This is a genomic window from bacterium (assembly GCA_035527515.1).
GTDB lineage: Bacteria > B130-G9 > B130-G9 > B130-G9 > B130-G9 > B130-G9.
This window is the reverse complement of record DATLAJ010000132.1, coordinates 30,524-45,475: the sequence shown is the minus strand read 5'-3', so window position 1 is coordinate 45,475 and position 14,952 is coordinate 30,524. Positions and strand designations below refer to the sequence as shown.

At 57.5% G+C, this 14,952-nt stretch carries 11 protein-coding genes; 3 read left to right on the top strand and 8 right to left on the bottom strand.

Features of this window, described 5'->3' with window-relative positions; genetic code table 11:
- Nucleotides 1-118: 118 nt before the first annotated feature.
- Entirely contained in the window at nucleotides 119-1,765 is a 1,647-nt protein-coding gene (locus VM163_10850) for a glycosyltransferase family 39 protein (protein HUT04376.1), read from the top strand.
- A gap of 173 nt (nucleotides 1,766-1,938) precedes the next feature.
- Here VM163_10850 and VM163_10845 read toward each other — a convergent pair whose 3' ends face one another.
- The 4 genes from VM163_10845 to VM163_10830 form a co-directional block, all read right to left on the bottom strand.
- Complete coding sequence (locus VM163_10845; protein ID HUT04375.1) at nucleotides 1,939-5,328, bottom strand: FG-GAP-like repeat-containing protein; 3,390 nt, start codon at nucleotides 5,326-5,328, stop codon at nucleotides 1,939-1,941.
- Between the two features lie 123 nt (nucleotides 5,329-5,451).
- Entirely contained in the window at nucleotides 5,452-6,324 is an 873-nt protein-coding gene (gene dapA / locus VM163_10840) for a 4-hydroxy-tetrahydrodipicolinate synthase (GenBank protein HUT04374.1), read from the bottom strand.
- A gap of 670 nt (nucleotides 6,325-6,994) precedes the next feature.
- Complete coding sequence (locus tag VM163_10835; protein HUT04373.1) at nucleotides 6,995-7,180, bottom strand: type II toxin-antitoxin system HicA family toxin; 186 nt, start codon at nucleotides 7,178-7,180, stop codon at nucleotides 6,995-6,997.
- Nucleotides 7,180-7,392 carry a type II toxin-antitoxin system HicB family antitoxin gene (locus VM163_10830; protein ID HUT04372.1) on the bottom strand — a complete coding sequence of 71 codons (213 nt, stop codon included), beginning with the start codon at nucleotides 7,390-7,392 and terminating at the stop codon, nucleotides 7,180-7,182. The genes VM163_10835 and VM163_10830 overlap by 1 nt, the downstream gene beginning before the upstream one ends.
- A gap of 254 nt (nucleotides 7,393-7,646) precedes the next feature.
- Here VM163_10830 and VM163_10825 point away from each other — a divergent pair, with 254 nt between their 5' ends.
- Nucleotides 7,647-7,793 carry a hypothetical protein gene (locus VM163_10825; GenBank protein ID HUT04371.1) on the top strand — a complete coding sequence of 49 codons (147 nt, stop codon included), beginning with the start codon at nucleotides 7,647-7,649 and terminating at the stop codon, nucleotides 7,791-7,793.
- A 177-nt stretch (nucleotides 7,794-7,970) separates the two neighbouring features.
- Nucleotides 7,971-8,948, top strand: coding sequence for a metal-dependent hydrolase (locus tag VM163_10820; GenBank protein HUT04370.1), 978 nt, complete (start codon nucleotides 7,971-7,973; stop codon nucleotides 8,946-8,948).
- A gap of 42 nt (nucleotides 8,949-8,990) precedes the next feature.
- Here the strand turns inward: VM163_10820 and VM163_10815 are convergent, their stop codons facing one another.
- The 4 genes from VM163_10815 to VM163_10800 all read right to left on the bottom strand — a co-directional run bounded on the left by VM163_10815 (nucleotide 8,991) and on the right by VM163_10800 (nucleotide 14,494).
- The gene (locus tag VM163_10815; protein HUT04369.1) at nucleotides 8,991-10,433 is read right to left on the bottom strand and encodes an HDIG domain-containing protein; all 1,443 of its coding nucleotides are present in this window, start codon (nucleotides 10,431-10,433) and stop codon (nucleotides 8,991-8,993) included.
- Between the two features lie 95 nt (nucleotides 10,434-10,528).
- Nucleotides 10,529-11,983, bottom strand: coding sequence for an L-seryl-tRNA(Sec) selenium transferase (gene selA / locus VM163_10810; protein HUT04368.1), 1,455 nt, complete (start codon nucleotides 11,981-11,983; stop codon nucleotides 10,529-10,531).
- 65 nt (nucleotides 11,984-12,048) lie between these two features.
- The gene (locus tag VM163_10805; protein ID HUT04367.1) at nucleotides 12,049-12,246 is read right to left on the bottom strand and encodes a DUF6485 family protein; all 198 of its coding nucleotides are present in this window, start codon (nucleotides 12,244-12,246) and stop codon (nucleotides 12,049-12,051) included.
- Between the two features lie 349 nt (nucleotides 12,247-12,595).
- The gene (locus VM163_10800; GenBank protein HUT04366.1) at nucleotides 12,596-14,494 is read right to left on the bottom strand and encodes a S8 family serine peptidase; all 1,899 of its coding nucleotides are present in this window, start codon (nucleotides 14,492-14,494) and stop codon (nucleotides 12,596-12,598) included.
- Between the last annotated feature and the right edge of the window lie 458 nt (nucleotides 14,495-14,952).

The following is a 14,952-nucleotide window of genomic DNA, read 5'->3' as shown; positions in this document are numbered from 1 at the left end:
AAAGAAAGCGGCGTCGAGCCGCCGCACTCCAAACGGCCGTCTCCTGCCCAGGTCAATCTGATTTTTCGGGACGGGTCAGCCCCTTGCCGCTCAATCTGTGATTTAGTATCCTCGTGACATGCAGCGATCGAGCTCGACTGACAACAGAAGCAGCACCGCCAAGAGCACTTGGGTTCTCGTAGCCATCATCGGCGTGGCGGCCGGGATGCTCCTCGCAGGCATCCGTAAGGACCTGCCACACATCAGCGAGGTTGACGAGGAGATCTTCGTGAATCCGGCCCTGAGAATCGCCGCCACAGGAGACCTGAACCCGCATTGGTTCGGCAATCCCGGCTCCACAGTGATCTATCCACTCGCTCTCCTTTTCAATGTCTGGAACTGCGTCGAGCACGGAGGCAACTTCCTGCGCCCCGACCAGCAAATAATGAGATCAGCAAAGGAGAACTCATCCGAGTTCTTCATGCTGGCCCGCCTGCTCACCGTGTTATATGCCCTCGCCAGCATACCGTTTATCTTCCTGATCGGGCGGCGCCTCTTTGGCGAGAACGTTGGCCTTATCGGCGCCTGGCTTTCAATCCTGTCCCCCCTTATCATCTACTACGCTCGGCTGGTCAGGACGGACATGGCCGGCCTGTTCTTTGGGGCGGTGGCCATCTGGTTCTATTTGAAGTTCATCGACCGGCCTTGCCTCAAGCACTCGGTGCTGGCGGGCCTCGCGACAGGCCTTGCGATTGCCTCACGATACTTCATGGCTACGCTCATCCCTCTTCTTGTGGCCTTTGACATACTGGCCATAATTCGCCGCCGCAACGACAAGCAGCGGCTTCTAGCCCTGTGGCGGCCAATCGCGGTGGGACTAGTCGCTCTTATTCTTGGATTTGCGCTCTCCAGCCCCTATTTCTTCCTGGATTTTGAGACGGCAAAGGCGAACCTGCGCTCCGAAGACCGCTCCCAGCATTTTGGCGCGGACGGGCTCTCCTATACCGGCAACCTGACTTGGTACATTACTACCGCGATTCCAAGAGCTATCACCTGGCCGGTCGCTCTCCTGGCAGTTGCAGGTGCGGTTCTGACGATCATCAGACGGCGAGCGGAGCAGCTCATCGTGCTTGGCTTCGTCGCGGTGTTTATCCTCTCGGCATCGCTATCAGGCCTCCACTGGGCGAGGTGGATGATACAGATTCTGCCGCTCATATCCATCCTGGCGGCCGACGCGGTTTACTCAGCCGCTCTCGGTCTATCCGCAATCTTCAACCTCAACCGGAAGCAAAGGGCCGCTCTGACCACTGTCTTAATCCTCTGCATCTCAGCTATGCCGCTGAAAAACGTTCTCCTGATGACACTACGCGAGGCGAGCCCGAGCGCAAGGGTCATTGCCCGCGAGTGGATGCTGCGGAACCTGCCGCCTGGGAGCAAGGTCGCCAATGAGACGTATTCCGCGGTGCTCGACAATACGGACCTCGTGGTTCAGGACAACTACACACTGGCCGAAGTCCGCAGCCTGCGGAACTATTATGATGCCGGCTATCGCTACCTCGTGGTCAGCAGCGCCATATATGGCAGGTACTGCTCGATGCCGAGTCGCTATCCCCGTCAGGTGAGGTTCTACAAGGAGCTCTTCCAGAAGGGCCATCTCTTGAAGGAGTTCACCCCGAATCCTCTCCGCGGCGGGCCGACAATCCGCATCTACCGGCTGGGAGAACCCTCCATAAAGGAACGACTGAGTAGGAAAGCGTCCACAGATTTCGCAGATTTCACAGATTGAAATGGAGCGTCCTCCAACCGAACAGACTGTCCACGAAAAACACAAAGAGACGCCAGGTCTCTTTCTTCGTCCTTCTTTATCTCGATTATGGGCCTAACCAAGCTTCTCAATCTGCGTAATCTGTGTAATCTGCGGATAGACCTCGCCTCGCTCTATCCCATGTCAGCGGAGAGCTACTTGCCCGGCTGGATGCGCCAGGTGGACTGCGCGAGGTCGCTGAGGACGCAGCCGAAATCGCCCGTCCCGAAGATGCCGGCGTAGGCTATGTAGTCTCCCGTCGGTGCGCTATCGGGCACCTGCATCGTGAGTATGGGATAGTTTGATAGCTCGAAACCTGCTGGGAAATCAAGATCAAGCCCGGCAAGCGACATCCCCCAGTCGGGAAAGTAGATAAGCTCGCCCGTCGGCAAAACGATCGCTGCGGCGAACATGGCCGCAAGATCGGTTGACGCCATGTTGTTGATGCTCAGCGTCAGGTTCAGAGTGTCCTGCGGCCACAGGACGTCAGAATCGACCGCAAGCGATAGCGTAAAGTCGCCAACGGTCGGGCCCTCTGCCAGCTCGGCCTCAGGGGACGCCGCCGCCCCGCCCTTCGTATCGACGAAACGGAAACGATACCGCACTTCGCCGGCCGGCACGCTCGTCTCGACGGAGTAGGTCCCGTTTGCGGCAGTTCCCGATGTGAGTTCGAGCTGGGCAGGAACTACCTCGCCGCCAGCGTGCAGAATCACCCGCGCGATGCCAGGCTCGTTGCCGTCCTCGTCGAAGTAATGCACCGAGAACGTGAACGTGTCCTGCACGGTGCCGCATTGCGGCCAGAAACTGGCATCACTAAGCGACGGGGGGTTATTTGACTGGCCAACGAAAGGCCCTGAGAAACTGCCCGTCTCGGGGAGCCTGACCTGTGCGCCCTTGCTATCTACGAAGACGAAGTAGTATTCGTATGTGTTCGTGCTCAGCGAAGTTTCTAGTGTGTATTCCCCGTTCGAGGGCGACTCGCCAGTTACGAGCTCCATCGTCTCGGAGCTCGACCAGCCCGAGGCCTGTATGTGAACCTCAGCCTCGGAGGGAGCACCCCCGGCTGCATCGTAGTAGTGCGCGGAGAAAGTGAATGTCCCGTTCCCGCTGGAGATGACCGGATCGACCCCGCCGGTGTCCAGAAGCGTCTCGTTCCCTTGTCCCGCGAGATTCGGCCCATAGAAATACCCCTCCTGGGGGAGGCGCACCGAATCGCCGCCCTTCGTCACGAAGCGGAAATAATACCACTGCGTCTGAGCTGTAAGCCTGGTCTTGAACGTGTAGTCCCCGTCGAAGAGCATCCCGTTGCCAAGCGTCATCTCTGCCGAATGCGTCAACTCCGTCTTGTAGTAAAGCGTGGAGACGGAAGGCTCGTCCCCAGCCGCGCTAAAGTAGTAAACCCGAAACTCAAAATCCGTGCTCGTTGAGCCCAGCGACGGCGAAACGCCACCGTAGGAGAGAATGCTCGGCGAACTCTCGCCCGTTACAACCGGGCCAATGAAATATCCGACCGGCGGCAGCTTCACACTTGCGCCTCGTTCATCGACGAAGTCGAAGTAGTAGCTGTATGTGCCCGCCGGAAGCGAGGCGCAATATGAGAAGGTCCCGTCGTCCGCGGTGCCATCTTGAAGGACCATGTCCCAGGAGTATTCGCTCGTGGAGCTCTTGACGACAACTTTCGCCGTCGATGCTGCGTCCTCATCGAGGTCCCAGTAATAGACCGAGAACCAGAATGTCGTCTCGGCATCGCCCGTCGGGGGGCTGAGCATGGGAGAGGCGAGCATGGGGGCGGTGTTGTGCCTCTGAACTTCGGGCCCAGAATAGTAGCCCGTCTCAGGCAGCCTACACGAGGCGCCGAAGGCATCCTCAAAATCGAAGTAGTAATAGTAGCTGCCCTGCCCGAGGCTGGTTGCCGCCTGATACGTGCCGTTGTATGAATACGTTGAGAGCACCTGCATTGGGAGCGTGGCCACCCTCGTCTCGCTCTCATCCACAATCACCGCATCAGCGCGATCGGGACGGTCGTAGTCCTCGTCCACGTAATCCACATAGAAGCTGAAAACATCATCGGTGTCTCCGATCGGCGGGTTCACCGAGCCATTCTTGAGAGTGGGTGCTGTGTTGCCGGCAGTTGTGAAGGAAAAGCCGTAGTCGGGCATCTGGTTGCCCTCGACGTCGGCAGCGCGAACCGTGACGTGGACCTCAGAATCAGGCGGATAGCCCACCGCTGGCGCAAACTGCACCGTCGCGCCCTCGCTCGAGGTTGTTACAGCGAAACTCACGCTATCGCCATTGACGAGCAACTCGACCGCCCCAATATCCATGTCCTCGTCGTAGTCATAGAGCAAGACCGTTATCTGGGCGACCCTTGCGACGTCTGTATCCCCGTCCTCGGGCGTCGTCTCGACGACAAACGGAGCAGAATGCAAAAGAGACAGGTAGGCAACGACATATCCGTCCTGGTTGGCAACGACCATGTCCGTTGACCCGTTCCCATCCAGATCTGTGCACAGCATCGAGGTTGTGTCCTCTGCATCGTCAGAAACCCACGAGGCAGAGGTCTCGATCACGCCATTTGAGTTCGAATAGATAGCGTTAGCCTGGGACCTGAACGTCGCCACGGCCACGTCCGGAAAGCCGTCATCCGCAAAATCGCACCATCTTATCGACCGCGTTGCGCCAGCATCGCTCGATGTCCAAACCGGCCCATCACCGAAGTCGCCCTCGTTGTTGGCGAACACCTGGTCAGCTCCGTCAAGATTGCCAACCAACAGGTCGAGGTCGCCATCAGCATCATAATCCCCGAGGTCGAGGGAGTACGTGGCCTGCCAATCGGGCGACGTCCAGACGGGGTCGTCCTCAGGAAGCCCCGCTGCGATGCGATAGATGCGGTTGACGCCGACGTTCCCAACCGCAAGGAACGGCACGCCATCGCCGTTGATCTCACCAATTGCCGCCGCACGCGTCTCGATGCGACTCGGCGAGACCCAGAACGGCGCAGCGTCGAGGCCAGCGCCCAGATTCTTGTATATGACGTTCTCGCCCGAGCCCCCCGCGAAAATGTCGATGTTGCCATCGTGATCGAAATCGTAGGCGAGCACAGCGTTCGTCCACCGTGCGTCGAAAGAGCTCCAACCGGCCGCCTGTGACAGACCGCCCACCGAGTTGACGTTCAGCCGGTTGCTCTGCCCAATGCTGTTGCCGGAAAAAAGGTCCGGCAGGCCATCGCCTGTAACATCCGCGAGCGCCAGCGAGAGCGTGTAGTCCGCCTCAGCCGACTCCCACTCAGAATATCCAGAGAAATCCCCGAACTTGTTGAGATAGACGACATTCGGCGAGTTGTAGCAGGCAACGGCGATGTCGAGACTCCCGTCCCCATCAAGGTCGGTTATCTTGAGGTCCTGGGCCGCAAGCGCATCCGGTGTGAGAAGGAGCGGTTCAGTTGAGAGCGGCGTGCTTGCTGCTTGAAGGATTGGCGCCGAGAGGGCGAACGCCGCAAACGCTGTGAGCATCGCTGCGATTAGTAAGCTTGGCTTATACTTCATTAGTCTAAGGCTCCGTGTCATTTTGGAAGGATGAATTATGAAGGATGAAGGATGAATCATCGATCGTCGTTAGGGTCAACGCCGTGTCTTCATAGTTCTAGCGGGCCAGAAGCTGCATCGCCGTCAGATGAGGCCATATTCCCTCAACACCGCAAGTAGCCGTTCCTTGTTGTCAGGCTCCATCTCGACCAGCGGCAGCCGAAGCTCGCCAGAGCACATACCCATAGCGGCCAGGGCGGTCTTGACGGGAGCCGGGTTGGTCTCGATGAAGCAGGCGTTGATGACGTCAGAAATCTCCACCTGAATGCTGGCCGCCTCGGCCACCTTCCCCTCGAAGAAAAGCCTGCACATATCCGCCATCTCCTTCGCGAGGATGTTCGCAGACGCCGAGATGACCCCGCTGCCTCCGATCGAGAGGATCGGCACGACCATCAGGTCCTCGCCCGAGAGAATCGTCAGCCTGTCTTTGCAGAGGCGCCTTATCTCGAGCACCTGCTTCATGTCGCCGCTCGATTCCTTGACGCCGATGATGTTTGGCACGTCGCAGAGTCTCTCAAGCGTCGAGGGGAGTAGGTTCACAGCGGTTCTGCCGGGGATGTTGTAGATGATTATCGGCAGCCGTGTGCTCGAGGCTACCTTGGTGAAGTGAGCGATGTGCCCCGCCTGCGTTGGCTTGTTGTAGTAGCAGGAGATCGCAAGCAGTCCGTCGATTCCGATCTCCCCGCAGATGCGAGCGTTCTCGATTGCTGTGCGTGTGTCGTTCGAGCCGATGCCCGCTATTATCGGCAGCTTGCCCTGAAGCTCGCGCTTCACGAACGAGAGAATCTGCCGATATTCATCCCTCGTAATTGTGGCCGATTCGCCCGTTGTGCCGCACAGAAGCACGCCGCTCGTGCCCGACTGCAAGTGATACTCCAGCAGCCTCTCGTAATCCTCAAAAGATACCTTCCCATCCTTGAAAGGCGTTACCAGCGCAACAAACGACCCCTTGAACATGCCCCTGAGTCTCCCTATTACATCTCACAAAAACGTTCGGCGAAAGCTCTGTAGTACAACACCGATGTAGCCCCCATCGTTTCGATTATCCTACGAGTTCTCTCAGGATTTGGCAATGCAATTGAACTGGGAGCTTCTATTCTTCAGGAGTTTCCCCAAAATGGGTAGCTGATTTGTTGGGTTGTTGGCTGTGGGGCCTGGTTTTGCTCAAGAAGAAACTCGTGCTTCGTAGCCTTCGCGGAGTAGCAGTGGAATTAGGATTGACGTGATGCCGCGTTCTGGTTCCCCGAAGGGGGGGCACATTTTGGATTGCGGATTGCGGATTGAAAGCTCCGCTTCCGTTCTGGTTTCGCTAATCCTCGTGGTTCTTCGTGTCCTTGGTGGATTCCCTGTTCTAACTGACGACGAGATCGACCGGCTGGTCTTTTGAGCTCTACGGCCTGACGGAGGCGGAGATTAAGATTGTTGAGGGGAAAGCCTGAGTTTGGAGTGCGGCGGCTTGACGCCGCTTTCATTTGCGGTGGCTTGACACCGCCCCTTAAAGGACAGCTCTTTTTGCCTCGACAAAAGCAATGCGGATGATAGGAAGCAATTGATCATGGCCAAAGTCGCATCAAGCCGCGACGAGCCAAAGCGGTGTCAAGCCACCGCACTTCAAAGGGACTTGCACCTACGGTTCTGGCACGGACAGCGCACGGCAGATTCTCCTCGCGAGTTTGTCGGGAATCTCTGTATGACGCGGCACCGCCTCTATATGACCAGTTTGAGGGTCACACCACAGGGAATGCGATCTGCCCTCTCGTTTGAGATAGCAGCCGTTACGCCGGAGATCTCTGAGTAAGATACTGCGCTTCATTATACACTGACAATAGCCCGCTCAGCATTTTCTGGAACACCGCGAAACGCGTCTTCTCGCCGGTCCTCGAGGATGAGAGCGATTGCCTCGGACAAGTTCTTGAGACACTCATCCTTCGTGCGCCCTTGTCCATTAGCGCCCGAGACCTCTGGGCAATAGGCTATGAACCAGCCTTCATCCTGCTCAATAATTGCCGTAAATTCATTGTGCATTATAGTCTCCTCCCAACCAGCATCTCGCAGCGAAATCCCACATTGACTCAGACATAACCGCCCTACGTCAAGATTCACACAATACGCTACGCTCTAAGACACAGTATATCGCCGACTGCTGCGCACGCAATAGTCCGAATTCAGCGGGTTCAAGGTTGCGTTCTGGCAAAAACAGCCTCAATGTGCGCTCCTTCCAAGCGGCAGATTGAGGCGACAGACGGTCAGATTGCGGACTGCGGACTGCGGATTGCGGATTGAACGTTGCGGCCGCGTCGCTATATCCCCGCTTCTTCGTGGTTCTTCGTGTGCTTCGTGGTTCGCCTCCTTTCTTGGTGGTTCTTCGCGTCCTTGGTGGATTGCCACTTCCGACGGACGGCGACATCGACCGGCTGGCCTTTTAAGCTCTACGACCTGACGGAGGCGGAGATTAGGATTGTTGAGGAAAGCTCCGGGTAGTAGGTTAAAGCAACTTTGGATAGCATCCGTCAGCTCCCCAACGTTTTCTGAACTACCGAAGAACAGCTGTTGTGCTAGGAAAGACCAAACCACATTTTGAGATGACATAGATACAGGAATCGATGGATACTCCCACCCAGGCGCTCCTTGGGGCCGCACTGGTGCAGTCGTTTCTTGGCAAGAGGCTCGGCACAAAGGCGCTGGTCGTCGGCCTCATCGCGGGAGCGCTGCCGGATGTCGATGTTTTCATTAGGTCCTCGAAGGACTCGCTCTTAGCATTGACGATGCACCGGCACTTCACGCATTCCCTCGCGTTCGTTCCCATTGGTGCCCTCATTGCGGCTGGAATCTGCCACTTGCTTTACAGGAGAAGGGAGAACTTCAAGTTAATCTATCTTGCAAGCTTTCTGGGATACATCACGCACGGGCCCCTCGACCTCTGCACGAGCTACGGGACGGTCATCCTCTGGCCATTTAATAGTTCGAGATATGCGCTGGACTGCATCTCGATCGTTGATCTGGTGGTCTCTGTCCCGCTCCTGATTGGCTGCATTCTGTCCGCCAAAAGGCGAAGCAATGCGCCCGCCATAGTCGCAATGCTGTTCGTGATCAGCTATATAACGTTCGGCTTCACGCAGAATCACCAAGCCCTCGCTGTTCAACGAGAGCTGGCCCAAAGTCGCGGACATTCCGTCCAACATGGACGGGCCACACCCACGCTCGCCAACCTGTTCGTCTTCAGGTCTATTTATCGGGCTGGAGGCCAGATATATGCGGACAAGGTCGTGGTTGCTCCCTTCAGGAAGGCCAGTGTTGAGGAGGGCGACGAGGTCGAGGTCTTCGCGGAGGACGGTCTGATTAACAGGCCCATGACACAACAAGCCGTCCTGAGGGACTTCAGGAGGTTCTCTAGATTCGCCGACGGCTTTACGGCAAAGGTCTCGGACCGCCCGGATGTGGTCGGTGACATGCGCTACTCCTTACGAGCGAAGACCTTTCAACCACTCTGGGGGATCATCATTGACGCAGACGACGCGCAGCACCCGGTCAGAAGGGTCTCATTGACCAGGGACCACGACTTCTTCGATTGGTGGGACTGAGGGTTAGTCCTTACTCGTGAAGAATCCGTCCGCCCAGCTTGCTCACTCGGGCTGGTCCCCTCGGTCTCCGTTGGAAGCCGCCTCGGCAGACAGACTCTCGTCCTTGCACAACTCAAAAAGGTATTCTCGGGCGGCGTCTTTTTCGTTCGCTATCTGGCCGGTTAGCACTGCATCGAGGAGTCTGGCCTTGTATTTGCCGACGAGTGGGCCAGGCTCGATGCCCAGAAGCGCACATATCTCATGGCCATTCAACGGGGCTTCAATCTTGGCGACCTGCTCCCTCTCGTCGATCGTCTCGATCCGCCTGCGCAGCTCGCGAGCGGAGTCCAGCAATTGCTGCGATCGTGTGAGCGCCCCGATGTCCGCCTCATAAAGGTCGAGCTGCTTTTGCAGCGACTGGCCGAGGCGCTTGATAAGCCTTCGGATTGCGGCGTCCGTCCACTCTCCGGAGTAGTTGATCATGTGGTTTCTCACCAGCGAGGCGACCTCATTGGTGAGTTTGTTTGGAAAGCGCAGTGCACGGAGCCTTTTCAACGCGATCTCGGCCCCGATGTGCTCGTGACCGTAGAACACGACGCGGCTGTCCTTAAACATCTGCGCCTGACGTTTGCCGGCATCGTGGAATACGGCAGCGAGCCTCGTTGCGAGGTCCTTCCGGTGCACGTTTGCCAGCACAGAAAACGTGTGGTGAAGAACGTCCTGGCTGTGGAAGCGCTTGTCCTGCATAATCCCGCCGAGCGCCTCGATCTCGGGCATGACGACCTGCAAGAGGTTCAGGTCGTGCAGCATCTCAAAGCCATCTTTGGGCCTGTCGGAGAGAATCATGAGCTCCAGTTCCCTTCCGATGCGCTCCACCGCCGCCTCATTGATGAGGGACGGATTATGGGCAATGCACTCTCGCACCGAATTATGGACCTCCAAAGCGAGCGAGCAAGAAAGCCGGACCGCCCGGAGCATCCTGATGGGGTCATCGGCGAGGGTAATGTGAGGTTCAAGAGGGCAGCGCAGGACACGCCTCTTGATGTCGTCGATGCCTCGCCCAGTCAGGTCATACAATCGTCCGTAATTACCCCCATTTAGGCCGACAAGCAACGTGTTGGCGGTGAAATCCCTCCGCATGATGTCGCTCTCATCGCCAATGACGAAGCTGTCGGAGACGCGAAGTGGAGCACCAACTATCTCGACCTGCATTGAATCGCTCTCGGGACCAACCACGAAGTGAAGCGTGCCAAAGCGGTCGAAGCAGACCGGATGAGTGCCGTGTAGGTGGTCTGAGGCGATGTTCGCGAACTCGTCGGCCGAGATGCCGGCTCGGTTGGCGGTGTCGATGAGCAGATCGAGGTCAAGGACAGGTCTTCCGAGGATAGTGTCTCTCACCGTGCCCCCGACCACAAAGCATGGCACGTTTTGTGCATCGGCAACCTGGGAGACGCTTTGAAGGATTGAGGCTATCTTTGGCTCGAGGCGCAAGTGAGCCCGTTGCATTGGCGGCATCTAACGTTCAAGAGACGTTGAAACCACGGATGCGCACGGACCTTTAACAACAGCCTCTCGCACCCGCAGACCGGTATCAGCGTTCATTAGTCTTCATTGGCGGCTGCCATTCGGAACGCATCCACGAGCGGCTCGATGTCATCCTCAAGCAAGGTTCTGGGGTCTATTAGAACCTTTTGCTCGGCTATCCTGGTTATGATAGGCACCTCGGCCAAGCGAAGCGCCCTCTCGATCGCATCAGCGGACATCTTTGAGCTTGAAACCGACACGAGGACGGTCGGCAGCTCGAGAAGAGGCAGCGAGCCGCCGCCCGATTTTGAGCAGCCTGGCTCGATCCCAACCTCGAAGTCGGCGCCCAGCGCGGGCCGAAGGCGCGCTCGAATCTCCTCCGCCCTAACGCTCAGCCCATTGACCGAGGCCGTCAGCATCGAGAGCGTGGGGATGAACTCGGCGAAATGTGTCGGCCACCTCACGTAGAGCCTGAGCGTTGCGTCCAGCGCAGCAAGCGAGAGCTTGTCTATCCGAAGCGCCCTGGCCAGCTGATTGGCCGCGATCCTCCTGACGTAATCGCTCTTGCCAACGATGACGCCGGCCTGTGACGCACCCAGCAGCTTGTCCGCGCTGAAGGTTACGACGTCCGCCCCTGCCGCCACCACGTCCCGTGCAACTGGTTCGTCTAGCCTAAGGCCATCAGGCATGGCAAGCGACTCTTCGGAAGCGAGAAGTCCGCTGCCTAAATCGACCATCAACGGGAGTTTGTATCTCTTGCTCAACACGGACAGGTCCTGTGCGGAGACGTCCTCCGTAAAGCCGACGATTCGGTAGTTGCTCGTGTGAACTTTCAGGATGAGCGCCGTGTCGTCCGTTATCGCATGCTCATAGTCCAAAAGCTTCGTCTTGTTCGTTGAGCCAACCTCGCGAAGGACGGCGCCGGAAGCTGCCATGACGTCCGGCATCCTGAAGCTCCCGCCAATCTCGACGAGCTCGCCTCGTGAGACGATGACCTCCTTGCCAGCCGCGAGCGTGTTGAGGCAGAGTAGAACTGCGGCGGCGTTGTTATTGACGACGAGGGCGTCCTCGGCCCCGGATAGAGCTACCAGCGGCTCGACCACATGCTCCCAGCGCTTGGAGCGCATCCCCTTGTCAACGTCGTATTCCAGCGTGCTGTAGCCCGACGCAGCCATTACCACGGCCTCTATGGCCTCCTTCGGGAGAACCGACCGGCCGAGGTTGGTGTGGAGGATAACGCCAGTAGCGTTCACGACGCGCCTCATGCTGCACGAGACCGTCGCGTGAACCTTCTTGGTTACATCATCGAGCAAGGCCTTGAGATCGAGCCGCAGTTTGCCCTGTGTTTCAACGAAACAGCGCGGATTTTCTTGTTCGGAGAGAATCGAGCCGCGCAGCGCCTCCAGCACTTCGCCCGCACAGCGCGAGACGACGGACCTCTCCACATCGGGGGAGATGTTCTGTAGCTCCGGCCGATTCAGTAGCTTCTCGACCGAAGGCAGCTGCCTCAAGAGCTCAGCCCTAGTAGCCATACTCAGATTCCTTTAAGCAGTTCACAGAGCGCTCGTTCTGATCGAGCCCATTGGCGAATCTTGACTCATCTGCGCGATGCATGAAGCGCCACAAAACGTGCTATGGAGCGATCGTAGGTCTTCTCGACATCGTTGGGGAAATAGCACGCAGGCAGCTCGCCCAGCCGCCGATGGTAGGCGATGCACTCGCAGCACACACCCTTCTTGTCGCACGAATACGTGCAGTTACAGAACTTCAGATTCTGCCTCTGTTTGCACTCCATCTTGGACATCATCCTATCGTCGTTACGCTCTTATAGTATCAATCAATCAGGACTATACCACCACGAAGCAAAGAGCAAAATCCGAGGCGGGGTGTTTGAAGGGCGCCAGCGTAGGACGGGCTTTCCAGCCTGCCTTGTAGGTCGCAGATTCGTGTAGGGGTGCCGCTTGCTGCACCCTGCTTATGATCTGCCAAACAGACATAGGGCGGAGCAAGCGCCGCGCCTACGGCACGATTCCGGAAGGTCAGGGGCGAATACCCGGGTTCGCCCCTGCGCAACCCTCCGGCGTTTATATCGCAGCACGTTTATGTCAGGGGATCACTCCCCTCTCAACCCTATCTAACCTATCCTATTCCCAGGGGCACGAGCCGCTGCAATTCCAGTCAGCTTCCCTGTCGTTGATGCAGCACACGCCGTCGCGGACTTTGTCTGCTTCCCCTGCTGGGAACTTGCCGGCATTCGCAGCAACCTGATCCATGAAGTTCTGGAGCTGGGTGCAGCCGTCGCTGGTCTTGCCCTGATCGAAGTACCTCTGAGCAGTCCTCAGAATGCCGACGAGCGTTCTCTTAAGCGTCTTGTCCATCGTCAAGCCGTTGATGTATGTGCCAACGTCGTTCAGGTTGTCCTCGACGCTGTCGCCGTTGATGTCGCATTGAGCGCCCTCGCAGGCATCGCCAACTCCGTCGCCATCGGAGTCTTCCTGGCCCGGATTCGGAACCTCGCGGCAGTTGTCAACATCATCCATAATGCCGTCGCCGTCATAATCGTCGCAAACGTCGCCGTCGCCGTCGCCGTCCCAGTCCTCTTGGCCTGGGTTATAGTCGGTCGGGCAGTTGTCGCAGACGTCGCCGACGCCATCGTTATCTGCATCCTCTTGGCCTGGATTCGCAGTATTCGGGCAGTTGTCCTCCGCATTGGGGATGCCGTCGCCGTCGGAGTCGCCCTCGCCCCCCAGGCCCTCAACGTTCACCAGCGGCTCCGGGTTCTTGTCAGGATCGCCCGTGAAGCCTTTCTCACCGCTCTGCGAGGCGCCAGCGTCAATCAAGCCCTGGCGAACTGCCGCAACGTCAGCGGCAGTTGTGGGCTTGGCGTGAACCGAAATGTACAGAGCAGCGGCGCCCGCAACGTGAGGTGAGGCCATACTGGTCCCGCTTCCAATCGCGTAGTCGGTTCCTTTGAAGGTGGAAAGGATGTCAACGCCCGGGGCGGCTAGGTCGATTGCCGCGCCAGGAGAATCGACCGGATTGCCCCCAACGACACTTCGGCTGAAGTTGCTGAAAGTCGCGAACGTATCGTCGGCTCCGTAGCTTGTTCCGCCGCCCAGTCCACCAGGTTCCCCATCTGAATCAGCCAGAGCCGACACAGCCGCCACTTCAGGATAAGCCGCGGGAATAAAATCGTCTCGGGTTCCGAACCTGCCATCACGACCATAGACGTCTTTCTTGTCATTTCCAGCAGAGACGGCATAAAAGACCCCAGCAGCGACGCTGTTTTGAAGGGCCTGGCGTAGAGACTGAAGATTTCCGGTGCCACCCAGGCTCATGTTGGCAACGTCGATCTCGTCGGCATGGTCGGTCACATAGTCTATCCCGGCGATGACCCAGGAAAAGTATCCGGAGCCCGTGCTATCGAGCACTTTCACTGACCATAGCCTGGCGCCGGGGGCCACGCCAACCACGCCGATGCCATCGTCAATAGCGGCTGCGGTCCCTGCAACATGGGAGCCGTGGCCGTAGTCATCGTCGCCGCCCGGATTCGTACCACTTGTGTCTGTGAAGTTGACACCGGTATAATAATAGAGGTCCGGATGTGTGTTGCTGATGCCAGTATCTATGATGGCGATATCGACATCCACGCGATCATCTTTGCCATCAATGTTGGCCGCCGGACTCAAATCAGCGTCAATGCGATCGACGCCCGTGGGAAGTTCCCCTATGGCATAGGCAATCCTATCAGGTTCAACGAAACTCACCCGGGGATCGGATTCCACGGCCCACAGTCTTTGAGCGGGAATGTGTGCAGAGAATCCCTTCAGGGCCATGTGGTAAACATGGCCGAGAGCTAACCCATGCCGAGCTGATAACTCAAAAGCCACATCTGCCGGGCTGTCCACGTCATCATTCAAGACAACGATAAACCGACCCGGAATTACTTCGCCTGACCGCCCCGGGGTTTGGGCTGATGAATCAGCCGCAATCACAAAGGCTAGCGTCAAGACCAGAAACGAAATCATGCTAATCCTTCTCATCGGAATCTTCCTCCTTGAGGAAATAAGTCTGTTTGGACTAAAAGAACAAACGCGTCCTGTGCATTTGTTGCAGTGGCGACGAAACGACTCGCCGCCTCGTCAGACTATTCCATACGTGGCGCTTACGACTTCTCTCGCTCTCACCTCAAGGCATCACCCCTTTCGAGTCTCTTGGTTCCAATGACTGCCTCAACATTTCGTCCACAATCTTCTGCTGGAAGCAAGTTGGCGGGGTTTGTGAGCCTGCGTTCTTTGGCCCTACGCGCGCAGCTCAGACCGCCAACAGACTCCGTCTCAAGCGAAGCATACCCACAGGTACAATCAATGTCAACAGTTTTCTCGTTGGACTCGGGATCTGCCTCACAAATCAGTTGTGCATGTAAACTTCTACAAAATAGGAATCGTTGAGCCGTTTCATAGAGTTTCGGCGTCGGCCAGCGGCTCTGGATTCCCGTCAG

Bases quoted from the DNA above. Each gene is read 5' to 3' on its own strand.
- VM163_10850 (HUT04376.1), top strand. From the start codon at position 119: ATGCAGCGATCGAGCTCGACTGACAACAGAAGCAGCACCGCCAAGAGC.
- VM163_10845 (HUT04375.1), bottom strand. From the start codon at position 5,328: ATGAAGTATAAGCCAAGCTTACTAATCGCAGCGATGCTCACAGCGTTT.
- dapA (HUT04374.1), bottom strand. From the start codon at position 6,324: ATGTTCAAGGGGTCGTTTGTTGCGCTGGTAACGCCTTTCAAGGATGGG.
- VM163_10835 (HUT04373.1), bottom strand. From the start codon at position 7,180: ATGAAGCGCAGTATCTTACTCAGAGATCTCCGGCGTAACGGCTGCTAT.
- VM163_10830 (HUT04372.1), bottom strand. From the start codon at position 7,392: ATGCACAATGAATTTACGGCAATTATTGAGCAGGATGAAGGCTGGTTC.
- VM163_10820 (HUT04370.1), top strand. From the start codon at position 7,971: ATGGATACTCCCACCCAGGCGCTCCTTGGGGCCGCACTGGTGCAGTCG.
- VM163_10815 (HUT04369.1), bottom strand. From the start codon at position 10,433: ATGCAACGGGCTCACTTGCGCCTCGAGCCAAAGATAGCCTCAATCCTT.
- selA (HUT04368.1), bottom strand. From the start codon at position 11,983: ATGGCTACTAGGGCTGAGCTCTTGAGGCAGCTGCCTTCGGTCGAGAAG.
- VM163_10805 (HUT04367.1), bottom strand. From the start codon at position 12,246: ATGGAGTGCAAACAGAGGCAGAATCTGAAGTTCTGTAACTGCACGTAT.
- VM163_10800 (HUT04366.1), bottom strand. From the start codon at position 14,494: ATGAGAAGGATTAGCATGATTTCGTTTCTGGTCTTGACGCTAGCCTTT.